Origin of the sequence: Kribbella sp. NPDC050241 (assembly GCF_044459685.1) — a bacterium.
Classification (GTDB): Bacteria; Actinomycetota; Actinomycetes; order Propionibacteriales; family Kribbellaceae; genus Kribbella.
In genome coordinates, this window is record NZ_JBITJE010000001.1 from 1,141,743 (window position 1) to 1,164,456 (window position 22,714).

Consider the following 22,714-nt stretch of genomic DNA (forward strand, 5'->3'; position numbering starts at 1 on the left):
TTGGCCACGTGCAGGCGCGGCCCGCGCTGTCCGCTGGGCCATTGGAGGTACGCGTGCCCCCGTGACCGGGCGATCCAGAGTACGAGATCGCCGATAGAGCTTTCCTCCGGCCCCGCATTGCCCTCCCATCGGACGGTCGTCACACCGTCCACATCGTCATGACCATTGGCCAGGCGAATCGCAGTGACAAGGACCATCGATTGACTTGCCAGGCTCATCTCTCGGCGCACCTCCAGCTCGCCCTGTCGACAGCAGCAGAGTGGCACGGCGGACGGTCTGCGGGAAGCCTTAATTAGGCGTTTCCAGGAGGGAGAATCGCGACGCGAACGGCCCGTGCTCTGACCATGACCGAGTGCGATCAATCGGGTCCTGGCGGCCTCAACTGCCCGGGCTGTTGTACCTCCGGATCATCCGGTTGAAGAAGGCGAGACCGAGGGCGAAGACGACCAGCCCGCCGGCCGGTGAGAGATACGCCAGCCAGGCAGGTATCGGCAGGTCGTTGGTTCGATCGAGGAGCACGGTGGCCGGGAGGTAGGCGATGAACGCCATTGGGAAGATGAAGGTGAGGGACAGGAATCCCCAGCGGCTGAACATCGTCAGCGGATAGCCGCTGAACCGGGTGATGGTGTCGTCGGCGAGGATCCGCAGGGACATGGTGGACGTCATCCGGAAGGACAGCCCGGCCAGGAAGGTTTGCATGCCGGTCTCGACCAGGCCACCACCGACCAGCGCGGCGATCAGGAACGCCACCTTTCCCGGCGTCCAGTCCACCGAGGCCTGAGGGGCGAAGACCGCCAGCGCTCCGAACCCGAGCAGAGCGTCGCCGAGGGCCATGAGTGGTGCGTAGCGGGTCACGACCTGCAGATAGATTCCGGCCGGGCGCAGCAGGTAACGGTCGACATCGCCTTGCTGGATCGCCTGGTCGATCGAGAGCAGCGCACCGAACGGCACCACGTAGAACGCATGCGCGGCCAGTCGCATCCCGAACAGGAACGCGATGTCGTTCAACCGCCAGCCGTCGATGACGTTGAACTTCGCCAGCAGGACCCCGATGAACAACAGTTGCGTACCCTGCAGCACCATCCCGCCGAGGATCGCCGAGAGGAAGCTGACGCGATAGCTCATCGCCGCCCGCCAGCCGGCCCTCAGCAGGATCCGGCTCGCGCGCAGATCCTCCCGGACCGCGGTCAGGGTCGTGACCTGCTCAGCCACCGAGCACCACCACCTTGCGGACGGCTCGGCGCCAGACCAGTTGCAGGAGCAGGAAGAGCACCACCACCCAGCCGAGCTGGAGCGCCAGCGTGCCGACCAGGTCGGCTCCATGCCTGGTCCCGAACCAGATGGACAGCGGCGCGTAGATCTGCGCCTGGAACGGAAGCCAGCCGATGATCGGTTGCAGCCACTCCGGCATGAACCACGGTGGGATCAAGGCGCCGGACAGGAACGCGGACCCGAACCGGTAGAGGATCATGATGCCGCCGATCTCGAGAGTCCAGAACGCGGTCATGGACACCAGCAGATTGATGGTCATGATGTTCGCGACACCGAGCGCCATCGACACGACCGAGGCCAGCAGGTCGGGTACGGTGTGCGGCGCCTTCACCGCTCCGAGCGCGAGGCCGGTGACCAGGCCCGCTGCCCCGAGCGGAAGTCTGCCGACCATCGTGCCGCCGGCTTGGGCCAGGTTCTGGCTGATCAGCGACCGCGGCCGGATCATGTCCACGCCGATCTGACCGCGCATGACTCGCAGTGGGAGTGACGAGAACTGCCACGGCATGACGACGGCCTGAAGACAGGCTGCCAGAACGGCGTACGCGACCGCGGTGGCGCTCCCGATTCCGGCGACCTGCTCGTGACCGACGAACAGAACGCGCCAGACGACCACGGTCAGCGTGGCCTGGATGACCAGCCCGACGATCCCGAACAGAAGGTCCGCGCGGTAGGCGAGGACGGACTGATACCCGGCCCGGTAGAAGCCGCGAAGCCCGGTCAGGCGGGTGCTCAGTGTGTCGACGGGCATCAGTCGCCCGTACTGCGTGCGGCCACCGGCGTCCGCTCCGTGTACAGCTGCCGGATCACGTCCTCGAGGTCCGGCTCGAGCAGGGACAGGTCCGTGATCGGGTAGCGCGAGGTGAGGTCGTGGACGACCTTCGGTGCGGCCGTCGCGTCCGGGTCGAACCGCAGCGTCGCCTTGAAGGTGTCGGCCGAGACCACCTCCGCGAACGGGGACACGATCGTGGTGGCGTCGAAGTCCGTGCAGTGCACCACGACGTCCCGGCTGGTGACGTACTGCGCCTTGAGCATCTCGACATCGCCCTCGTACAGGATCTTGCCGTGGTCGATGATCACCACCCGCCGGCAGAGCCGCTCGACGTCGTCCATGTCGTGGGTGGTCAGGATGACCGTCGTACCGCGGCCGGCGTTGATCTCCGCGACGAACTCCCGGATCTTGCCCTTGGCAACGACATCGAGTCCGACCGTCGGTTCGTCGAGGTACAGGATCCGCGGGGCGTACAGCATCGCGGCGACCAGGTCGCCGCGCATCCGCTGACCGAGCGAGAGCGACCGCACCGGGGTGTCGATGAACTCGTCCAGGTCGAGCAGCTCAGTGAACTCCCCGAGCCGGGTCCGGTACGTCGCCGGGTCCATCGTGTAGAGGTCCCGGATGATCTCGAACGAGTTGCGCAACGGGAGGTCGTACCAGAGTTGGGTCCGCTGCCCGAAGACGGCGCCGATGGTGCGTGCGTTCCGGCGCCGATCACGCCACGGGACCTGGCCGGCGACCGTGACGGTGCCCGAGGTGGGGACCAGGATGCCGGTGAGCATCTTGATCGTGGTGGACTTGCCCGCGCCGTTCGGACCGAGAAATCCGATCAACTCACCGTCGTCGATCTGGAAACTGATCCCGTCGACCGCTCGGGTGATTTTGCGGGCCCGGGTGAACAGCGATCGCGTGCCCGCGAAGCGTCCCGGGCGCACATCCGGCCGTGAGAAGTCCTTGGTGAGATCGGAGACCTCGATGATCACGTGCGCATCCAACCTTCCACTGACGGCAGGTCTCCGCACGCGCACACCGGGACCTGCGGGGCGTCATCGGACCATACCAGTTCGGATTCGGCCCGGCACTCGACTTTTCGCGCTCGCCCAGGCCGCGGTCGTCGACCCTTGACCTGCTTCGGTCGGCAGGCAGAGGCTGACGAGTGGAAGCCCCGGCTGCGAAGGAGATGGCGTGATGGCGAAGGTGCTGATTCTGACCGGTGATGCCGCCGAAGACCTGGAGGTGTTCTACCCCTACCAGCGGCTGCTCGAGGAGGGGTACGACGTCCACGTGGCGGCGCCCGCGGTGAAGAAGTTGCAGTTCGTGGTGCACGATTTCGTGGACGGGTTCGACACGTACACCGAGAAGCCCGGGCACACCTGGCAGGCCGATATCGCGTTCGCCGACGTGGATCCGGCCGAGTACGTCGCGCTGGTGATTCCGGGTGGGCGTGCACCGGAGTACATCCGCAACGACGCCGACTGCCAGCGGATCGTGAAGCACTTCTACGGCGAGTCGAAGCCTGTGGCCCAACTCTGTCACGGACCACTCATCCCGGCGGCTGCCGGCCTGTTGAACGGGCGGAAGACGTCGGCGTACCCGGCGCTTGCACTCGACATCACGGCCGGGGGAGGGGAATGGGTCGACGGCGACGCGGTAGTCGACGGCAACGTAGTCTCCGGCCGCGCCTGGCCCGACCACCCCGCGTGGATGCGAGCTTTCATGACAATCCTGAAAGAGCACGCCCCGGCCTGACTGCCCGAAGCCCGCGGAGGTTCCCTTGTGGGATCTCAGCCGATAATATCGCTGGATGGCGATGACACCTGGTTTGGTCGATGTTGGGGTTGACGAGACTCGGGCGTTGGTGGTGGCGGCGTGTCTTTTCAATGGGTTCAGTGATGTGTCTCGGCTCGCGATCGTGCGGCATCTGGCGCTCGGTGAGCATCGTGTGGTGGATCTGACTGAGCATCTCGGGCTGGCGCAGTCGACGGTGTCGAAGCATTTGGCTTGTTTGCGGGACTGCGGGCTGGTGCAGTCCCGCCCGCAGGGGCGGGCTTCGGTGTTCAGCCTCACGCATCCTGAGGCGACGCTCGAGATGCTGTCGGCGGCCGAGCGGCTGCTCAGCCTGACCGGCGACGCAGTCGCACTCTGCCCGAACTTCGGCGAGGCAGCACGGCAGCCCGAGGACACCACGCCATGAGCCACAACCATCCAGAGCACCATGAATCTGCTGGTCGGCCGGAGTTGCAGGTGCAGCCGGTGCAGATCACCACCGCCCCGTCCAGCACCTGGACCAGTGATCCGGAGGAGCGGCGCCGCCTGGGCCGCCGTGCTCAGCTGCTCGCCGGTGCGTCGGTCGCCTACAACGTGATCGAGGCCGCGGTCGCCATCAGCGCGGGCCTCGTGGCTGGCTCCGTTGCGCTGGTCGGCTTCGGGCTCGACTCGGTCGTGGAGGTTTCCAGCGGACTGATCATCTTGTGGCAGTTCCGCCATCACCTCCCGGAGACCCGCGAACGTCAGGCGTTGCGGCTGCTCGCGTTCTCGTTCTTCGCACTCGCGGCGTACGTCGGCTTCGAGTCGACCCGGACGCTGATCACGGGCGCTGACCCGGACACCTCGCCAGTCGGGATCGGGTTGGCGATCGCTTCGCTGATCGTCATGCCGTTGCTGTCGTGGGCGCAGCGCCGTACCGGCCGGGCCCTCGGCTCGAACGCAGTCGTTGCCGACTCCACCCAGACCCTCCTCTGCACCTACCTGTCCGCCGTCCTGCTCCTCGGCCTGGTGCTGAACGCGACCCTCGGCTGGGGCTGGGCCGATCCGATCGCCGGACTGGTCATCGCCGGCGTCGCGGTGCGCGAGGGTCTCCAAGCCTGGCGCGGCGAAGGCTGCTGTGCACCCCTCGCCGACGGCAGTGCCGGTGACGGATGCACGGACGGATGCGCCGACGACTGCTGCAAGGACTGACCCGATCGCTCTGCTGGGCTCTCCTGACGTACCGGCTAACGGGAAGGACTGACGTCCGGCTGGCTGTACGCGAAGTCGGCGGCTGGCCGCAGCGACATCGGCCCGCTCGTGCGAAATCGTCGGAGGTGAGCCCCCGCGTCCTGGGGACTCCGTCTGTCAGCGCGTCAGGAAGGAAGCAGAAATGCCAGCCACACCGTTGAGCAGGGTGCTCTACACCGCCGAGGCGACCGTGGAGGGCGGCCGCGCCGGGCATGGTCAGACTACCGATGGTCATCTGGACGTCTACCTGTCGGTACCCGCGGACATGGGCGGCCAGGGTGGTCCCGGCACGAATCCCGAGCAACTGTTCGCGGTGGGTTTCGCGGCTTGCTTCCAGTCGGCGCTCCTGGGCGTCGCGCAGGGTCGCAAGCTCGATGCCGCCGACTCCCAGATCCGGTCCCGCGTCGGGATCGGCCCGACCGGTCACGGCGGGTTCGGCCTGCAGGTGACGTTGGACCTGCACGCACCGAATCTCTCGGCCGCCGACGCTGCGGACCTGATGCTCCGCGCGGACCAGCGGTGCCCGTACTCCAACGCGACCCGCGGCAACATCGACGTCATCCTCAGCGTCGACGGGCAGCAGATCGAACAGGCCGCCGCCTGACCGTACGACGGCGCAGGCACCTCCTACGGCGTACAGCCGCAGGAGGTGCCTTCATGCTGTCCGTGGGCTTCCTCCGGATTCCTGCTAGCAGGGGGGAGGGACGGGGGCTGGCGGTGTCGACCGGGAAGGGGCGGACGGCCCAGTCTGGGAGAGTCCCCACAGGTGTCCCGGGAGGTGTGACGGGAGCCGGCCCCGGCTAACCCGTTCCACCCCTCGCCGGAGGGCGATCTGCCCCCGGACGGTGCCGCGCCCGACGGTACGAGGAGGTCGAACAGTGAACGTGGTCGTGGAATACAACCCGGTAACTGACGGCGCCCCGGTCGTCGTCTGCAGCGAGCGGGCCGGCGAGTGGCTGATGCGGTGCCGGGTCTGCGACTCGGACCGGATCGAACCCACTCAACTCGACGCGATCGTGATGAGCGTAGTGCACTACATCATTGGCGAGGCCAACGGATGCAACGCGTTGAAGCTCGCCGAGCACCGGCGCATCGCGCGCAGTACCCGGTGAAGCAGGCACCACTCGCCTAGGGGACCCAGATCGCTTCAAGTCAAGGGATTCCGGGCACATGATCGTCGTCATTCTCTGCGGACTGTCGCTTGCGCTGCTGTCGGGCGTGACCTATCTCGTCGTACGCCGGGTCAGGTCCCGGCGGCTCGGCTACCCGGACAGTGCTCTGGAACCGATCGGGCCGCCGATCGAGGAGATCGCGGTCAGCCTTCGGCAGTTGCTGCAGCGGCACGACAGGTACGCACGCTCGGATGACCGCGTCTTGCGGCTCCGCAGGATGTCGGAGCTGGAATCGGTGATCAACCTGCGGGCGGCCCAGGCTGCCCTCGCGCTCGACGTACCTCACCCGGCGTGGCAGCTGTACGGCGAACTGGACAGGGAGCACCTGCGCCTGCTCCTGTTCGCGCTCGTCGCGGCGGGTCTTGTGCTGCCGACCGCAGTCGCGCTGATGGCGCCCGACGGCCGGCGCTGACGATCTCGCCGGGAAGGGCAGTCATGGGTGAGGCGGACCGCCGCCGGGCCGACGTACTGGTCAACGGCTTGTACGCCGAGTACGGGCGGAGCGTGCTGCTGTTCGTCACTCGGCTGACAGGCGACCGTAGCGGAGCCGAGGACATCGTCCAGGAGACGCTGGTCCGGGCCTGGAAACACGCCGACGACCTGGTCGAGGACAAAGGCTCGGTGCTCGGCTGGCTGCTCACGGTCGCGCGGAACCTCGTCGCCGACCGCGCCCGGGCCCGATCCCTTCGTCCCCTGGAGCTGGGGGACATCGCCGAGCACAGCCGCATCCATGGAGATCACTCCGAGTCCGTGGTGAACACCATGATGCTCGGCGACGCCCTTCGCCAGGTGTCCGCCGCACACCGCGACGTCGTGGTGGAGCTGTACTACCGCGGCCGATCCGTCACCGAGGCCGCCCGCGAACTCGGCGTACCTCCCGGCACCGTGAAGTCCAGGTTGTACTACGCGCTCCGTGCCCTCCGCACCCTGATCAGCGTGCCCGGCCCCTGACTCCGACGGCGGCGACGACCAGGCCGATCACGATGATGATCGGGCCTGCGACCGTCCAGAACGTGGTGCCGCTCATCGCGCTGCCGCCGATGACACCGGCGCCTTGCAGGGTGAAGAGGAGGCCCAGGAGCGCCACCACAACACCCACCACAACCATCAGTGGCTTCTTCATTTTGCTTGCTCCCTCGAGGATCAGTCGGTGTGGACGTAGCGGGTGCCGCGGAAGAGTGAGGCGACGGCGGCGATGAGCGACATTGCGATGGCTGCGCCGAACACGATCACCAGGCCGTGATGGAACGGGGTGGCGATGAGTTGTGGGAAGAACTGCTTGCTGGTCAGGGTGTTCAGGTCGGCGCCCTGGATGGCCGAGGCCGGCAGGCTGCCGAGAAGCGTTCCGATCGGGTTCGCGCCGAGGAAGGCGGCGAACAGGCTGCCGACGGGCGGCTGCTGTCCGATGCCGGTTGCGACCGTTGCGGAGACCCCGTGCGCTTCGAGGCCGGAGGTCAGTGCTGCCGGCAACGTCTGCGCGAGGCCGACGATCATCAGGCTGAAGAAGATGCCGATGGACAGCGACGTACCGGAGTTGAAGAACGTACCGCGCATCCCGGACGCGACGCCGCGCCGGTTGGCCGGAACACTGTTCATGATCGCGGTGGTGTTCGGCGCGGAGAACAGCCCGGAACCGATGCCGTTCAACACCAGCAAGCCGCCGAAGGCCCAGTAGTTGAAGTTGGTGGGCAGCATCATGAGACCGAGGAAGCTGAGTGCCGCCAGCAGTAGGCCGCCGGTTGCGAAGGCCCGCGCGCCGTACCGATCGGAGAGGAAGCCGGACAAGGGTCCCGCGATCAGGAACGCCACGGTCAGTGGCAGCAGGTAGATGCCGGCCCACAGTGGCGTGCTGGCGAAGCTGTAGCCGTGCAGCGGCAGCCAGATGCCTTGCAGCCAGATGATCAGCATGAACTGCAGTCCGCCCCGGCTCACCGAGGCCAGCAGACCAGCCAGGTTGCCTGCCGTGAATGCTCTGATGCGAAACAGCGACAGGTTGAACATCGGCGCCTCGACCCGTGCCTCGACCACGCTGAACACGGCCAGCAAGGCGGCGCCGCCGATCAGTCCGGCCAGTACCCACGGATTCGTCCAGCCCATGTCGTGGCCGCCGTACGGCTGGATGCCGTACGTGATGCCCGCCAGGATCGCGGTGAGGCCGACCGCGAACAGTGCGTTGCCGACCCAATCGACGCGCGCCCGCGTGCGGACACTCGTCTCGCGCAGGCTCTTGTACGACCAGACCGTGCCGATCAATCCGAACGGTACGGAGATCAGGAAGACCAGCCGCCAGTCCACCGGTGCGAGGAGACCGCCGATAACCAGCCCCACGAACGACCCGCCGATGGCGGCGACCTGGTTGATGCCCAGCGCGAATCCCCGCCGATCGGACGGGAACGCGTCGGTAAGGATCGCGGTCGAGTTCGCGAACAGCATCGCGGCCCCGACGCCTTGGACCAGGCGCCACAGGATCAGCCACAGTGCTCCGCTGCCCTGGGTGAACGGGTCGAACACCAGGGCGATCGACCCCACCGTGAACACGGCGAAACCGAGGTTGTAGATCTTCACCCGGCCATAGATGTCGCCGAGCCGGCCGAGGGAGACGACCAGGACCGCGGTGACGAGCAGGAAGCCCATCAGCATCCACAGCAGGTAACTCACGTTGCCCGGCTGCAGCGGATCGAGCTTGATGCCGCGGAAGATGTCCGGCAGCGAGATGATCACGATGGAGGAGTTGATGGTTGCCATCAGCATGCCCACCGTGGTGTTCGAGAGCGCGATCCATTTGTAGCGAGGATGATCGGCATCGACAGTGAACCGGGACGACGTACCGACCGGTGCAGAACTCACGTGTACACCCCAAACAATATCGTTAGCAAAACTAACGATACCCACGCCCCAAGCACATCCCAACCGCCCACGCCCCCGATCATCTGTCCTGTGCGGGTGTGGTTGGTCACTCCCACGCCGCCGCTACGCGCGGGTGAGACGCCGGACGGGCACCGGGGTGGGTGTCCGTCCGGGGTGTCTCGGATCGGGCGGTCAGCGGGTGACGTCGTACACGAGTTTCTGGATGCCGTTGGGGTAGGACTGGCTTTCTGCCAGGGTGAGGTTTTGTTTGTCCTTGTCGGTGTCGCTGAAGAGGCGTTTGCCGGCGCCTAGCAGGACGGGGAAGACGAGCAGGTGGTAGCGGTCGATCAGGCCGGCGTCGGAGAGGTTGCGGTCCAGGGTGGCGCTGCCGTGGATGATGATCGGGCCGCCGTCGGTCTCCTTGAGGGCGGCGACGTCGTCCAGCGAGCGCAGGATGGTGATGTCGCCCCAGTTGGTGACCAGGTCCTTGTCCTGCAGGGTGGTCGACACGACGTACTTCGGCAGGACCTTGTAGCGCGGGAAGTCGTCGAGCATGTCCGGCCAGACCGGTGAGAAGGCCTCGTAGCTGACCCGGCCCATCATCATGGCCGCGGCCTGTTCCTGCTCGCGGCCTTTGAGCTCGTACGCCGCCTCGTCGAACGCGACGTCTTTGAACGTCCAGCCGGAGTTGCGGTAGCCGGGCTCCCCGCCGGGTGCCTCGACGACGCCGTCGAGTGAGACGAACGCGGTGGCGATCAGGGTGCGCATCAGTTCCTCCTTGGGGTGATGTGACGTGCTGTCGTCAATGCGTCGAACAAGGGCCGCCGGGTACGACACATCGCGTCGACAACGTACATCCGCCGCGAGATCACGGGATCATGCGCAGGTGGTTGCGCGCCGTGAGTACGCCGAACGCGACCATGCTGAACGTCGTCAGCATGGCCGGCACGAAGAAGACGTGGGGGAGCCCGATGGCTGCCACGCCGATGCCGCCGATCGTGCCGCCGACCGCGGAACCGAGCGGGATCGCGCTGAGGAAGATGCCGGACGCCGTACCGACGCCCTCGGGGTAGAGCTGCTGTGCGATCGACACTCCGAGCGCGCCGACGCAGGCCCACAGTCCGGCCGTGAGTGCTTGCCCGAGGAACAGTCCTCCGACCGAGGTACTCGTCGCGTAAGCGAGGTTCCCGGCCAGGCCCAGCGCGGCGCCTCCCGTCATGACCAGCATCGGCCCGAAGCGGTCGGCCAGCCGGGCAACCACGGGTAGCAGCAGCAATTCGAGCAAAGGCTGTACGCCGATCACCGCGCCGCGCACCGAATCGGAGACATGGAGCTGTTCGGCCATGTAGATGGGCAGATAGCCGAACTTGATCGTGTCACCGGTCATCGCCAGTACGCAGACAGCGGTGAAGATCAGCAACGGCATCAGCTGGTCGATCTGCCGCCGGCTCGCGGGTCGCGGCGGCAGGGACAAGTTGTGATAGCGCTCCACGCGTTGGCGCCCGAGCGGGATCAGTTGCGCGAAGGTGCAGACGGCGGTCGCCACCAAGAGCGCCCGAAGCCCGAACACCCCGCCGAACCAGCTCCCGAAGACCGGTCCGAGGATCCAGCCGGTCGTGAACGCCATCCGGACCGTTGCCACGACCCGGTTCTCGGCTTTCGTCGGGTGCCGGCTCAGCTCGTCCCGGCAGGCCGCGAACAGCTGCGCCATGGATCCGCCGGCGACACTCAGCGCCACGGCGCTGATCACGAACGGGAGCCAGACCGTGTTCGCGGCTGCCATCGCGAGCCAGGCGGCAGTCCCGATCAGCGCGCAGATGCGGAACCAGAGCAGTCGATCGTGGCTCCGGTCCGACAATCGGCCGACTGCGTAGCCGGCGATCGGCGCGGCCAGGTTGGTGACGTAGTACAGGCCGGCCACGGGCAGGGGAGCGCCCAGGTCGCGGACGAGGAACAGGGTCAGCTGAGGCGTCGCGGCCGACACCCCGATCCCGGCGATCAGCAAGGACAGGAACGCCGAACGGTAGAAACGCGACTGGACGACGATGCTCAGCGCAGACTCGGACCGGTCGAGCATGGGCCTCCCCCCAAGTCGCGGCTGTCGAAACCCTATCCGGCCCGAGCAGATCCGCGCCCCGCTGTCCGGCGTACGGTGAGCGCATGATCGCGCGCATGTGGCGGGGCTGGGTGCCCACCGAGAAGGCGGCCGAGTACGTCGACATCGTCGAGCGCACCGGGATGTCCGGCTATCGGCGTACGCCGGGAAACCAGGGCGCACAGCTGCTCACCCGCGATCTCGGCGACGGCCGGACCGAGATCATCACGCTGAGCTGGTGGACCGACCTCGACCACATCCGTGCCTTCGCCGGCGACGACATCAGCCACGCGAAGTATTACCCCGAGGACGACGAGTACCTCCTCGAGCGGGAGGACACAGTCACCCACTTCGAGGTCGCTCCGGTGCCGAGCGAGGCGTGACTACTGTGGTTCCTGACGGCCGCATGACCGCCAGCCGCGCTTGAGGAGGAATCATGACGGATGAACCGTTCGAGACGTCTGAGGATGCTCGGCGCGATCGGCGGGAGCATGGCGGGGCTTCGTCGCTGCACCCCGATGACGACGAGTTGGCCCGGCGGACCGAGCAGGAGCGGGTCGAGGCCGGCATCGACGACTACGATCCGGACGACGTACCGCCGGCGACCGACGAGCCGGTGCCGACCGACCTCACCGAGTCCGAGGAGTACCAGGAAGCCGAGGCGGAGCTCCGCCGGGAAGAGTCCGAGGGCGAGGTCTATCCACTGACGGAAAAGCACCCGTTCCCGCCAAGCCACTACGACCGTTCCTGACCGATCCCGGCCGGCGGCATGCTCAGGGTGAGTAGGTCGGCCAGGCCGAAGGTTGGTCCGGCGGTGCGCAGAGTCGGGTCCCAGGTGGGCTCGAGGCTCAAGTAGCTGGCCGGGTCGGCGCGAAGCAGGCCGATCAAGACCTCCGCGACGATCTGGCCGCCGACCGGGCCTAACCGGTCGCCGTTGCCGCGGTGCTCTGACTCCTTGAGGATGTAGAACCACAGCGGCGTACCGTGCGGCCAGTTCTGCTCCAGCTCGTCGGCGGTCAGCGGCTCTGCGCCGATGAGCCTGGCGATCGCCTCGCCGCTGGGCAGCTGGGTCGTCTCGCCGCGGAGCAGGTCGCGTACCGCCAGCGAGCGGTAGGACGCGGTGTCGACCGCGCCGGTCACCTGCTCGGGCAGCCCGATGAGGCTGGCTGCGAGCCGACCGTCGAGGCGTTTGGCGCGCTGCGCGGGCGGGCGGCCAGGCAGATCGAAGATCTGCGCGAGATCGAGACGCCGGTCGGCCGGCGGCGGCCCGAACCCAACCAGGTCGGGGAACAGCGGTACGGCGGGACCGCCCTCGACGAGCTGGTAGGTATGCCGGATCTGGCCGTGTCCATACCGGTACGCGGCGTCGGCGAACTCCAGCGGGATGTACGCCTGCAGCGGCGCCGGCGTGAACCACCGGCCGCCCTCGGCGAGCACCTGCTCCACCAGTGACGCGCCGACCAGCCGCGGCAGGAAGTCGTGCACCACGATCCACTGGTAGTGCCACGTCAGCGCGGTCCGGGCCTGGCCGAAGACATCGGCCTCAGGTACGCCGTTCGCGCGCAGCTTGTCAACAATCCGATTGTGCGCATGCAGCAGGGCGACGTGCAGCGTCAACGAGAACAGATGGACGTCGTTGCGCGGGTCACCGATCAACGCGACGCCCTGGTGATTGCGCGGTACGTCGCCACCGTCGGGACCGAGCAGGAACTTCGCCGGGTCGCCCAGATCGAACAGGTACGGCGATCCGATCGGGCCGTCGGAGTACACGATCTCCAGGTTGAGCCTCGGAGTGCGGGCGTTACGCAAAGCCTCGGCGTCGATGCCCCCGGCGATGGGGGAGCGGTCGGCCGTGATGTCGTGTGCGATCAACTGACCGAAGAACGGCCAGCCCGCGGCTTCAGTCGCGTCGTCGCCCGCACTGAGCTGGTCCAGGGCGGCGGCCGCGTCGCAGATCCCACCAGTGCCGCCTGCGCGCATCAGCACCTGAGGGTCGGTGCCGAGCGGCTCCAGCCCGGGAAACATCCGCCCGTAGCGCGCCGAGCCGGTGGGCCGGTCGACGGCGCGTGCCGGGCTGAGGCAATGGTCCCGGGCGACCTGGTGACTGCCATGCACCTGGGGTGGAGCGCTGTGGGGCACCTGAATGACCTCCATGAAGGACGGGGACAGACCAGTCGCTCACTTAGACAGGACAGCCACTCGGTCTGTGACGTCGCGCGTGCGCGTCCGCCAGGGCCGTGGAAGCCACCAGTTGGCATCGCCGAGGAGAGTCATCAGGGCTGGGACCAGGGCCAGCCGCACGATGGTGGCGTCGATCAGCACGGCAACCGCCAGGCCCAGACCGAACATCTTCGCGGTCGGATCGTCGGTGAGGGCGAAGCTGACGAAGACCGAGATCATGATGAGCGCCGCCGAGGTGATGACGCGGCCGGTGGTGGCGATGCCGTGGACCGTCGCACTGTGGTTGTCGCCGGTCCGCACGTACTCCTCCCGGATCCGGGTGAGCAGAAAGACCTCGTAGTCCATCGACAGACCGAACACCACGGCGAACATGAACATCGGGATGAAGGGCAGGATCGGAAGTGTCGACTCCAGCCCGATCAGGCCGGCCGCCCAGCCCCACTGGAACACCATCACCATCACGCCGAACGACGCGCCGATGCTCAGCAGGTTCATCAACGCCGCCTTCAGCGGTACGACGACCGAGCGGAAGACGACGGTCAGCAGCACGACGGACAGCAGGATCACCGCGCCGATGAACAGCCCGAGCCGATCGTTGACCTTGGCACCGACATCCGCGAGCGTCGCCGTCTGACCACCGACATGCGCGGTCGCCGGGCTGTGCCGCAGTACTGAAGGAAAGACCTCCGCGCGGAGTCGCTTCACCGTGGTCATCGTGGCATCGTCCTGCGGTCCGGTCGTCGGTACGGCGATCAGCGTCGCGACTCCGGCCGAGGTGTTCACCTCGGGACGTGCGACCGAGGCGATACCCGGATCGGCCTTGACGGCGTCGACGAGCGGCTGCACGACGGTGGAGTCCTTCGAGATGTCGACGGCGATGACCAGCGGACCGTTGCTCCCGGCACCGAATCCCGCGGCGACGAGGTCGTACGCCCGGCGCTCGGTTCGCTGCACGGGAAGTGCACCGTCATCGGGTGTGCCGACCCGCAGCGCGAGAACCGGTGCGGCGAGTGCCAGCAGCAGCACGGTCGCGCTGATGGCATACGCGGTGGCGTGCCGCGACACATGTCCCGCCCAGCGTTGCCATCCCGGGCCGGGGGAGGACCGCACGCGACGTACCCGGAGGCGGTTGATCCGGTGCCCGGCAAGGCCGAGGAAAGCGGGTAGCAAGGTGAGCGACGCGAGCACCATGATCAGGACGATGAGCGAGATGGCAACGCCACCAGCGGTCATGAACGGTACGCCGGCCACGGCCAGTCCGAGGATCGCGACCACCACCGTGCCGCCGGCGAAGAGCACAGCCCGACCAGCGGTGGCGACAGCCCGACCGACGGACTCCTCGACGCTCACCCCGCGGGCCAGCGACTCGCGGTGCCGCGTGACGATGATCAGCGCGTAGTCGATACCCACGCCGAGACCGATCATGCTGCCGAGCACAGGCGCCCAGCTGGGCAGCTCGATCAGGTACGTGACGAGTGACAGCGAACTGATCCCGAGCGCGAGGCCGAAGAGCGCCATCCCGATCGGCAGGCCCATCGCGATGATCGAACCGAAGGCGAGCAGCAGGATGACGATCGCCGCGATCAGACCGAACGCCTCGCCGAGGCCCGCCTGGCCCTCCTCGAACGCATAGAACAGGTCGCCGCCCAGCTCGATCCGCAGCGGCGAACCCGCGACTGCCAACGACTTGAGGTTGTCCAGGTCGCTCGGCTCCAGCTTGTCCAGCACCGGGTATTGAAGGCGGATGAGACCGACCCGGCCGTCGTGTGAGATGACGGGATCGCCCACGCGAAGCACTTGAGGAAGCCCGGCCGCGGTCGACCGGACCTGGGTCAGAGCAGTCCGCAGCTCCGGCGAGGTGAGCGTTGCGTTCTGGTCGCGCGGGGTGACCACCACCTGCGCGGTCAGGCCGGCCTGATCGGCCCCGGCGGCCGACAGCAGATCGGTCGCGGACTGTGAGTCCACGCCCGGTGCCCCGAACGACTCCTCGAGTTTCTTGCCGAAGGCGCCGGACGCCGCGACCACGAGCGCCGCCACCACCAGCCAGGCCCCGATGACCACCCACGGCCGGCGTGCGGCGTACCGGCCCAGTCTGTAAAGGTTCGACCTCATGGTTCAGCTCCTTCGGCGAGGGTTCGCGATCATCCGGCGAGGGTTCGCGATCATCGTGTCGGCGACGAGCAGGACCGCGCCTCGGGCAATGGGGCGGACTTTCCTCGGCCGATCAGCCGAGCCACGAGCCGTACTTTGAGCCGATCCGCTGGGCGCACGAAGTCCTTACGCTGTGGGCATGTTGAGAAACGCCGTCCGCTCGCTACTGGCCGAGCCGCGAGCGCCGTACCCGCCCAAGCGGGTGTGGCGCGACTGGGTGCTCGTTGCCGGCTTGCTGACGGCGGTGGTCATCGAGGGCGTGGTCCGCGATGACGTGGTCTGGAGGCCCGTCGCGATCGTGGTGGCCGTGGCCGTCGTCTGGGCGCTCCTGTGGCGACGTACTCAGCCTCTCGCCGTGGTGGCCGCGGTGTTCGGTGCCGTGATCGTGATCGACATCATCGCGTTGATCAGCGGTCGCGGACCCTTCGGCCTGAATTCGATGATCTGCGTGATCCTGCTGCCCTACGCGCTCGTCCGCTGGGGATCCGGGCGCGAGATCGGCATCGGGCTCGTGATCATCCTGGCCGCGATGGTGCTGGCGAACATCAGCGACTTCACCGGGTACGTCGAAGCCGTCGTCGGCAGCATGTTCTTGTTGTTCCCGGCCACGCTCGGGGCCGCCGTGCGGTACCGGTCGACTGCCCGGCTGCGCGAACTGGACCAGGTGCGGCTCCGCGAGCGCGAGCAGTTGGCTCGCGAGTTGCACGACACGGTCGCCCATCATGTGTCGGCCATCGTCATCCGGGCGCAAGCCGGCCGGGCCGTCGCCGTGTCCCGTCCCGAGGCTGCGGTGGACGCGCTCGCGGTGATCGAAGCGGAGGGCACACGAACTCTCGCCGAGATGCGGCGGATGGTTGGCGTACTGCGCGATGAAGGGACGGCGGCGCTCGCGCCGAACCCGGGAGTGGCTGACCTGCAGCGGCTCGCGCGCAGCGTGGGGGATCGGGTTCAGGTCGAGGTGTCGGGCGATGTCGAGGATCTCGGACCGGCGGTGGATGCGGCGATCTACCGCATCGCTCAGGAGTCGATCACGAACGCCGTACGGCATGCACGTCAGGCGACTCGCATCGATGTCCGCGTGGCGGTGGACGGTGACGCCGTACGGCTCACCATCCGCGACGACGGAGAAGGCGCCTCGGCGCCCGCGACTTCCCTCGGCTATGGGTTGGTGGGGATGACCGAGCGCGCGATGCTTCTCGGCGGCTCGTTCGCCGCTGGGCCTTCCTCGGACCAGGGCTGGACTGTTGACGTCGTGCTGCCGCGAACGGCGGGCCGATGAGCATCCGGGTGCTCGTCGCCGACGACCAGGATCTCGTCCGTACTGGGCTCGCGATGATCCTCGAGGCGCAACCCGGCATCGAAGTGGTCGGCCAGGCGGCCGACGGGCGGGAGGCCGTGGAGCTGGCGCGCCGGCTTCGGCCCGACGTGTGCTTGTTCGACATCAGGATGCCTGGCATGGACGGGATCGCCGCGACCCGCGAGCTCGCCGGCGCCGGCGTCGACGACCCGATGGCGATCGTGGTGATCACGACGTTCGATGTGGACGAGTACGTGTACGGCGCGCTGAAGGCGGGCGCGCGGGGCTTCCTGCTCAAGGATGCCGGGCCGGACCTTCTGGTCCAGGCGATCCACGCCGCCGCCAACGGCGACGCCCTGATCGCGCCGAGGATCACCGCGCGGCTGCTCGCCGCGTTCTCCGACCCACCCGCCGGCCATACGCCGGTTCAGCTCGTCGATCCACTCACCACGCGCGAGGAGCAGGTCCTCATCGCCACGGCCACCGGCCGGACCAACGCCGAGATCGCGACAGACCTCCACATCAGCCTCAGCACCGTCAAAACCCACCTGACCAGCGTCATGGGCAAGATCGGCGCCCGGAACCGCGTCGAAATCGCCATCTGGGCCTTCGAAACCGGCCGCATCAATCACCGTGGGAAGTCGTAGACCCGAATGGATCCGGGGTTGATGGGGCACGTGGGCACTACGAGGAGCAGTGGCCCCGGGAAGGATCGGGCGATGGGCAAGGGATGTTCGGGTTGGGCGGTCCAGCCGCCTATGCCGCCGCCAGAGCCGCCGGAGCCTTCGGAGCCGCCGGCGCCTCACATGCCGCCTGAACCGCTCGAGCCGACCGGGCCGGCCGAGCCGACGGATCCGGTTCCGCTTCCTGGGCCGATCCGTGCGCCCTACGGTTCACAGAAAGCTACTTCCGGGTAAGACTGGTGGGTCAGGGCGTGCCCTCGAGCAGGGAGATGCGGCGTGACGACGGAGCAGGTACCTACGGACCAGATGACCGAGCAGCCGGGAACAGCGCGGAACGCCAGCGAGCGCGAGGCCCGCGAAGTCGCGGAGGCGGCACGGCAGACCGAATGGGACCGGCCGAGTTTCGCCAAGAAGCTGTATCTCGGTGACTTCGACCTGTCGCTGATCCACCCACACCCGCGCTCTGCCCCGGATGACGTCTCGCGAGGCGAGGAGTTCCTGGCCAAACTGACGGCGTACTGCGAGACCCTCGACGGCCAGCTGATCGAGCGGGAGGCGAAGGTCCCGGACGAGTACCTGCAGGGTTTCGCCGAGCTGGGCGTGTTCGGCATCAAGGTCCCGACCGAGTACGGCGGCCTCGGCCTGTCGACGACGTACTACGGCAAGGCCCTGATGATGGTCGGATCGGTTCATCCCAGCCTTGGCGCACTGGTGTCCGCACATCAGTCGATCGGCGTACCGGAGCCGGTCAAGATGTTCGGCACCGACGAGCAGAAGGCCGAGTTCCTGCCGAGGTGCGCCGCCGGCGCGGTGACGGCGTTCCTGCTGACCGAGCCCGACGTCGGATCCGATCCGGCCCGGATGGCGTCGACCGCGACCCCGACCGAGGACGGCGAGGCGTATCTGCTCGACGGCGTGAAGCTCTGGACCACCAACGGAGTGATCGCTGAACTGGTCGTCGTGATGGCGCGCGTGCCGAAACACGACGGCGGTCGCGGTGGCATCAGCGCGTTCGTGGTCGAGGCCGACGCACCAGGCATCACGGTGGAGAATCGCAACGCCTTCATGGGACTGCGCGGCCTCGAGAACGGCGTCACCCGGTTCCACCAGGTCCGCGTGCCGGTCGAGAACCGCCTGGGTCGCGAGGGTGACGGTCTGCGGATCGCGCTCACCACGCTGAACACCGGCCGGCTCTCCATCCCGGCGACCTGCACCGCGGCCGCCAAGTGGTGTCTGAAGATCGCCCGGGAGTGGTCCGCGGAACGGGTCCAGTGGGGCCGGCCGGTCGGCAAGCACGCCGCGGTCGCCGAGAAGATCTCGTTCATCGCCGCCACCACGTTCGGGCTCGAGGCAGTGCTCGACCTCTCGGCGAAGCTGGCCGACGCGGGGAGCAAGGACATCCGGATCGAAGCCGCGCTGGCGAAGTTGTGGTCCAGTGAGATGACGTGGCTGATCGCCGACGAATTGGTCCAGATCCGTGGTGGTCGCGGCTACGAGACCGCCGACTCGCAGGCGGCACGCGGGGAACGTGCGGTGCCGGCCGAACAGATTCTGCGTGATCTGCGGATCAACCGGATCTTCGAGGGATCGACGGAGATCATGCACCTGCTGATCGCCCGTGAAGCCGTCGACGCGCACCTGGCCGCGGCCGGCGACCTCGCCTCGGCGGATGCCGACCTGCAGGCCAAGGCGAGGGCAGCGGTGAAGGCGAGCGGCTTCTACGCGAAATGGCTTCCACAGCTTGCCGTCGGCAAGGGTTCGGCGCCGACGTCGTACGCCGAGTTCGGGCCGCTGGCGAAACACCTCCGGTTCGTCGAGCGCACGTCGCGCAAGCTCGCACGGCAGACGTTCTACGGGATGGGCCGCTGGCAGGCGAAGCTCGAGTACCGGCAGGGCTTCCTGGGACGGATCGTCGACATCGGCGCGGAGCTGTTCGCGATGGCGGCCGCCTGCTCCCGGGCCGAGATGCTGCGCGCGGACGATCCGGCGCGCGGCGAGACGGCGTACGAGCTGGCAGGCGCCTTCTGCGAACAGGCAAGGCTCCGGGTGGACCACCTGTTCGAGCGGCTCTGGAAGAACACCGATGACACCGACCGCCGCCTCGCGAACCACGTCCTCGACGGCGCCTACACCTGGCTCGAATCCGGCATCGTCGACCCCTCCGAAGGAACCGGCCCCTGGATCAGCGAATGGCAACCAGGTGAGTCCACGGCCGAAAACGTCTCCCGCCGCTACCGCTGAGAACAGTCAGCTGAGGTTGAGGCGCATGAGAATGCGGGGGTGGCCGGCCAGGACGGAGGTGGTGTCGGCGGCCTTGGTGAAGCCGGCGCGTTCGAAGTTCTTGCGGATGCCGGGGTAGGCCATCGTCAGGTCGACCTTGGCGTCGCCGCTGTCGAGCGGGTACGCCTCGATCGCCGGCGCGCCGTGCTCGCGAGCGAACTCGACCGCACCGTCGATCAGGGCGTGGGAGATGCCCTGCTTGCGGTGCCCCGGACGGACCCGGATGCACCACAGCGACCAGACCGGGAGGTCGTCGACCTGCGGGATCTTGCGGTTGCGGGCGAACGACGTGTCCGCGCGCGGCGCGACCGCGGCCCACCCCACCGGCGTCTCGTCGTCATAGGCAAGAACTCCCGGAGACAGGTCCGCACGGCACAGTTCAGCGACGTACTCGCCTCGGTCCGGTCCGCGGAGCTCGTTGTTCAACTTGGACGGGATCCGGTAGCTCAAACACCAGCACACATTCGACGTCGGCGACTTCGGCCCGATGACGGCACGAACATCCTCGAACACCTCAGCCGGCCGAACCTCAATCGACATGCCACCACGATCCCACGACCGACGCGATATTTCGGTCGAGATGTGCTGCCGGGCGTCCTAGGGTCGGCGGGTGAACTCGACTTGGACGAATGAAGCCGCGATCAGTCAGTGGGACGCCTCGAGTACGCAGGAGGCGATGGAGGCGACCGCGGAGGAGGGGGACTTCGTCAAGCGGCATCTGGTGAACCCGGTGCTGTTGCGGCTGCTGGGCGACGTACGGGGACGGCGGGTGCTGGACGCCGGATGCGGTAACGGGTATTTCAGCCGCATGCTCGCCGAGCGCGGAGCTGAGGTTGTTGGCGTCGAACCGACCGAGGCCATGGTCACCTTCGCTCGTGACAAGGAAACCGAGACCGGCCAGGGCGTCCGGTATGTCCAGGCCGACCTGACCCGGCTGCCAGACCTCGGCGGAGCCTTCGACTCCGTGGTCTGCAGCATGGTGTTGATGGCGATCCCCGACTGGAAGCCCGCGATGCGCGCCTGCGTAGAAGCACTGCGACCCGGCGGCCTGTTCGTCTTCGCCCTGGTCCACCCTGCCTTCGAGAACCTGCTGACGACCTGGCGCGAGCACGGCGAGTACCGCCAGGACCGATACCTGGAGGAGTACGTCGTCCACGGTCCGGCCGCCCCCGACTTCCACCGCCCCCTCTCGGCGTACCTGAACGAACTGGCCGCCCTCGGCTGCCGCCTCCGCGAGGTCGTCGAGCCAACGCTGGACCCAGCCGCCGCAGCCTCCGTGCCAGGCGCGGTCGCCTACACCCGTCTCCCGAACTTCCTGATCGTCGCCGCCGAAACCCCGGCCTGACGTCCTCTCTCAGTGGGCGTATCTCTAGTTGATCTGCGGATCACTGGATATGTTCACAGGATGTTGAGTCTTGGTGCGCTGCTGAGCGATCGGTCGCTGGAGTTGCGGCTGCTGGTTCCGGGCGAGGAGGGAGCGGTCGAGCGGGAGGTGTTGTGGGTGCACAGCACCGAGTTGCCGGACCCGTCGCCGTACCTTCGGACCGGCGAGATCGTGCTGACCAACGGACTGTGGCTGCGGGAGACGTCCGCGGCCGACTTCGCGGCCAACGTACGACGGTCCGGTGCCGCGGGCATTGTGTTCGGGCTGCGTGACGTGATGCCGCAGACCCCGGCCGAGCTGATCGAGGCGTGCCGGCAGGAGGGGTTGCCGCTGGCGGAGATCTCGATCGCGGTTCCGTTCACCGCGGTGGCCGAGGCTGCGTCGGCACTGCAGGCCGACGAGCGACGGGACGCTCTGGTCGGCATGGTTCGGCGCGGTGATGCGCTGGCCTCGGCGATCTCGCACGGTGCGGGCGCTTCCGGCGTACTGGCTGTACTGCGGCGCGAGCACGAGCTGCCGCTGGCGGTCGTGGACCGGATGGCGAGGCCGCTGGCGTCGGCGGGCGTGGACCTGTCGACAGACCAGCGCCGACGCGTTGCCGACGGACTGGCCCGCCATCCACCACCGCTGGAGATCGATCTCGGTGGGCCGGAAGGTCGCGCGACAGTGTTCCTGGTCGGTGCCGTCGGCGACACGGACGCTGCCCTGTTGTGCCTTCGGCCGGTCACCGAGCTGACGAAGCCGCAGCAGGATGCGCTCGACCAGGTGGCACGCTTCCTCAGCCTCGAGGTGGCCAAGCAGCAGGCGATCCAGGCGATCGAGCTGCGGTTCGCGAGTGAACTCCTGGACATGATTCTGTCCGGTGCGCAGCGGGCGGCCGAGGTGCCCGACCGGCTCCGGGCGTTCGGAGTGGATCCATCCGGTCGGCTGGCCGTGCTCACGGTCGCGTTCGCCGACGGTGCCGAGTCGACCTTGCCGGGCCTGTCGGAGACGATCGGCGAGGTCTTCCTGGCTCAGGGGCTGGCCGTGGTCGTCGCCGGCGGCAGTCAGGATGTGGTCGCGGTACTGCAAGAGCCCCGGCAGGAGCTCAAGGAGCTGGCCGAGGCGCTGTCTACCGTGCTCCGGAAGCGATTCCCGGATCGCCGGCCGGTCGTCGGGCTCGGTGACACCGCCGCCTCGGCACGAGAGTTGCGGCAGCCGTTGGTGCAGTCCCGCGAGGCCTGCCAGGTGTTGCGCCGCCGGCGCGGAGGACACACGGTCGCGTCGTTCCGGGAACTGGGGACCCACCGATTGCTTCTCGGACTGCAGGACGCCGGGACACTGCGCGGCTTCGCGGACGGTGTGCTCGGACCGCTACGGCAGCACGACGCCACGCGGGACAGTGAGCTCGAGTCCACGCTGCGAGCCTTCCTCGCTCATGACGGCCAGTACGGCGCAACCGCCGCCGCGCTCTACGTTCATGTGAACACCCTGCGGAACCGCCTGGCCAGGATCACCGAGCTGACCGGGCGCGACGTCGCCCGGACCGAGGACCGGGTGGATCTCTACCTCGCCCTGGAAGCGGACGAGCTCGCCGGGTAGCC

General features: G+C 67.8%; 24 protein-coding genes. 14 read left to right on the forward strand and 10 right to left on the reverse strand.

The genetic code is table 11. The annotated features are described in order from the left end of the window. Positions 1-378: 378 nt before the first annotated feature. From ACIBG5_RS05390 to ACIBG5_RS05400, 3 genes are read right to left on the reverse strand one after another with little or no spacing between them, the layout of a single operon-like run. Entirely contained in the window at positions 379-1,212 is an 834-nt protein-coding gene (locus tag ACIBG5_RS05390; protein WP_396390259.1) for an ABC transporter permease, read from the reverse strand. Further along, positions 1,205-2,020: an ABC transporter permease gene (locus ACIBG5_RS05395; RefSeq protein ID WP_396390260.1), complete on the reverse strand. Its 816-nt coding sequence runs from the start codon at positions 2,018-2,020 to the stop codon at positions 1,205-1,207. The genes ACIBG5_RS05390 and ACIBG5_RS05395 overlap by 8 nt, the downstream gene beginning before the upstream one ends. Further along, entirely contained in the window at positions 2,020-3,027 is a 1,008-nt protein-coding gene (locus ACIBG5_RS05400; RefSeq protein WP_396390261.1) for an ATP-binding cassette domain-containing protein, read from the reverse strand. The genes ACIBG5_RS05395 and ACIBG5_RS05400 overlap by 1 nt, the downstream gene beginning before the upstream one ends. Positions 3,028-3,232: 205 nt before the next feature. Between ACIBG5_RS05400 and ACIBG5_RS05405 the strand changes: the two genes are divergently transcribed. The 7 genes from ACIBG5_RS05405 to ACIBG5_RS05435 all read left to right on the forward strand — a co-directional run bounded on the left by ACIBG5_RS05405 (position 3,233) and on the right by ACIBG5_RS05435 (position 7,164). After that, complete coding sequence (locus ACIBG5_RS05405; protein WP_360446106.1) at positions 3,233-3,793, forward strand: DJ-1/PfpI family protein; 561 nt, start codon at positions 3,233-3,235, stop codon at positions 3,791-3,793. A gap of 61 nt (positions 3,794-3,854) precedes the next feature. Further along, on the forward strand, positions 3,855-4,238 hold the full coding sequence (locus ACIBG5_RS05410; protein WP_396390765.1) for an ArsR/SmtB family transcription factor: 384 nt from the start codon (positions 3,855-3,857) through the stop codon (positions 4,236-4,238). Positions 4,239-4,303: 65 nt separating this feature from the next. Continuing rightward, a complete protein-coding gene (locus tag ACIBG5_RS05415; protein WP_396390766.1) occupies positions 4,304-5,002 on the forward strand; it encodes a cation diffusion facilitator family transporter in 699 nt (232 codons plus the stop codon). Positions 5,003-5,183: 181 nt separating this feature from the next. Then, positions 5,184-5,645, forward strand: coding sequence for an organic hydroperoxide resistance protein (locus ACIBG5_RS05420; RefSeq protein WP_396390262.1), 462 nt, complete (start codon positions 5,184-5,186; stop codon positions 5,643-5,645). A gap of 274 nt (positions 5,646-5,919) precedes the next feature. Beyond that, positions 5,920-6,153: a hypothetical protein gene (locus ACIBG5_RS05425; protein WP_396390263.1), complete on the forward strand. Its 234-nt coding sequence runs from the start codon at positions 5,920-5,922 to the stop codon at positions 6,151-6,153. A 58-nt stretch (positions 6,154-6,211) separates the two neighbouring features. Then, the gene (locus ACIBG5_RS05430) at positions 6,212-6,625 is read left to right on the forward strand and encodes a hypothetical protein (RefSeq protein ID WP_396390264.1); all 414 of its coding nucleotides are present in this window, start codon (positions 6,212-6,214) and stop codon (positions 6,623-6,625) included. Positions 6,626-6,648: 23 nt separating this feature from the next. Beyond that, on the forward strand, positions 6,649-7,164 hold the full coding sequence (locus ACIBG5_RS05435; RefSeq protein ID WP_396390265.1) for a sigma-70 family RNA polymerase sigma factor: 516 nt from the start codon (positions 6,649-6,651) through the stop codon (positions 7,162-7,164). Here the strand turns inward: ACIBG5_RS05435 and ACIBG5_RS05440 are convergent. The 4 genes from ACIBG5_RS05440 to ACIBG5_RS05455 all read right to left on the reverse strand — a co-directional run bounded on the left by ACIBG5_RS05440 (position 7,145) and on the right by ACIBG5_RS05455 (position 11,137). Beyond that, positions 7,145-7,336 carry a hypothetical protein gene (locus tag ACIBG5_RS05440; RefSeq protein ID WP_360446092.1) on the reverse strand — a complete coding sequence of 64 codons (192 nt, stop codon included), beginning with the start codon at positions 7,334-7,336 and terminating at the stop codon, positions 7,145-7,147. The two genes, ACIBG5_RS05435 and ACIBG5_RS05440, sit on opposite strands and share 20 nt — an antisense overlap. A gap of 20 nt (positions 7,337-7,356) precedes the next feature. After that, positions 7,357-9,060: an MFS transporter gene (locus tag ACIBG5_RS05445; protein WP_396390266.1), complete on the reverse strand. Its 1,704-nt coding sequence runs from the start codon at positions 9,058-9,060 to the stop codon at positions 7,357-7,359. Positions 9,061-9,252: 192 nt separating this feature from the next. Then, a complete protein-coding gene (locus ACIBG5_RS05450) occupies positions 9,253-9,828 on the reverse strand; it encodes a dihydrofolate reductase family protein (RefSeq protein WP_393389151.1) in 576 nt (191 codons plus the stop codon). Between the two features lie 100 nt (positions 9,829-9,928). Next, positions 9,929-11,137, reverse strand: a complete 1,209-nt coding sequence (locus ACIBG5_RS05455) for an MFS transporter (RefSeq protein ID WP_396390267.1) — start codon at positions 11,135-11,137, stop codon at positions 9,929-9,931. Positions 11,138-11,220: 83 nt separating this feature from the next. On the opposite strand from ACIBG5_RS05455, the gene ACIBG5_RS05460 reads away from it, so the two are divergent. Further along, entirely contained in the window at positions 11,221-11,538 is a 318-nt protein-coding gene (locus tag ACIBG5_RS05460) for an antibiotic biosynthesis monooxygenase family protein (RefSeq protein ID WP_396390268.1), read from the forward strand. Positions 11,539-11,591: 53 nt separating this feature from the next. Continuing rightward, the gene (locus ACIBG5_RS05465) at positions 11,592-11,906 is read left to right on the forward strand and encodes a hypothetical protein (RefSeq protein ID WP_396390269.1); all 315 of its coding nucleotides are present in this window, start codon (positions 11,592-11,594) and stop codon (positions 11,904-11,906) included. On the opposite strand, the gene ACIBG5_RS05470 is transcribed toward ACIBG5_RS05465, so the two are convergent. Together ACIBG5_RS05470 and ACIBG5_RS05475 are read right to left on the reverse strand one after the other, a co-directional pair. After that, a complete protein-coding gene (locus ACIBG5_RS05470) occupies positions 11,891-13,294 on the reverse strand; it encodes a peroxidase family protein (RefSeq protein ID WP_396390270.1) in 1,404 nt (467 codons plus the stop codon). The two genes, ACIBG5_RS05465 and ACIBG5_RS05470, sit on opposite strands and share 16 nt — an antisense overlap. A gap of 39 nt (positions 13,295-13,333) precedes the next feature. Next, the gene (locus tag ACIBG5_RS05475) at positions 13,334-15,448 is read right to left on the reverse strand and encodes an MMPL family transporter (protein WP_396390271.1); all 2,115 of its coding nucleotides are present in this window, start codon (positions 15,446-15,448) and stop codon (positions 13,334-13,336) included. A 178-nt stretch (positions 15,449-15,626) separates the two neighbouring features. Between ACIBG5_RS05475 and ACIBG5_RS05480 the strand changes: the two genes are divergently transcribed. The 3 genes from ACIBG5_RS05480 (at position 15,627) to ACIBG5_RS05490 (ending at position 19,708) form a co-directional block, all read left to right on the forward strand. Next, positions 15,627-16,766: a sensor histidine kinase gene (locus ACIBG5_RS05480; RefSeq protein ID WP_396390272.1), complete on the forward strand. Its 1,140-nt coding sequence runs from the start codon at positions 15,627-15,629 to the stop codon at positions 16,764-16,766. Further along, positions 16,763-17,431: a response regulator gene (locus tag ACIBG5_RS05485; RefSeq protein WP_396390273.1), complete on the forward strand. Its 669-nt coding sequence runs from the start codon at positions 16,763-16,765 to the stop codon at positions 17,429-17,431. The genes ACIBG5_RS05480 and ACIBG5_RS05485 overlap by 4 nt, the downstream gene beginning before the upstream one ends. Positions 17,432-17,743: 312 nt before the next feature. Continuing rightward, entirely contained in the window at positions 17,744-19,708 is a 1,965-nt protein-coding gene (locus ACIBG5_RS05490) for an acyl-CoA dehydrogenase family protein (RefSeq protein ID WP_396390274.1), read from the forward strand. 6 nt (positions 19,709-19,714) lie between these two features. Here ACIBG5_RS05490 and ACIBG5_RS05495 read toward each other — a convergent pair whose 3' ends face one another. Next, a complete protein-coding gene (locus ACIBG5_RS05495) occupies positions 19,715-20,287 on the reverse strand; it encodes a GNAT family N-acetyltransferase (RefSeq protein ID WP_396390275.1) in 573 nt (190 codons plus the stop codon). Positions 20,288-20,357: 70 nt separating this feature from the next. On the opposite strand from ACIBG5_RS05495, the gene ACIBG5_RS05500 reads away from it, so the two are divergent. Both ACIBG5_RS05500 and ACIBG5_RS05505 read left to right on the forward strand, forming a co-directional pair. Beyond that, positions 20,358-21,092 (forward strand): class I SAM-dependent methyltransferase, encoded by a 735-nt coding sequence (locus ACIBG5_RS05500; protein ID WP_396390276.1) that lies wholly within the window; start codon positions 20,358-20,360, stop codon positions 21,090-21,092. A 60-nt stretch (positions 21,093-21,152) separates the two neighbouring features. Then, positions 21,153-22,712: a PucR family transcriptional regulator gene (locus ACIBG5_RS05505; protein WP_396390277.1), complete on the forward strand. Its 1,560-nt coding sequence runs from the start codon at positions 21,153-21,155 to the stop codon at positions 22,710-22,712. The last annotated feature ends 2 nt before the right edge of the window (positions 22,713-22,714 follow it).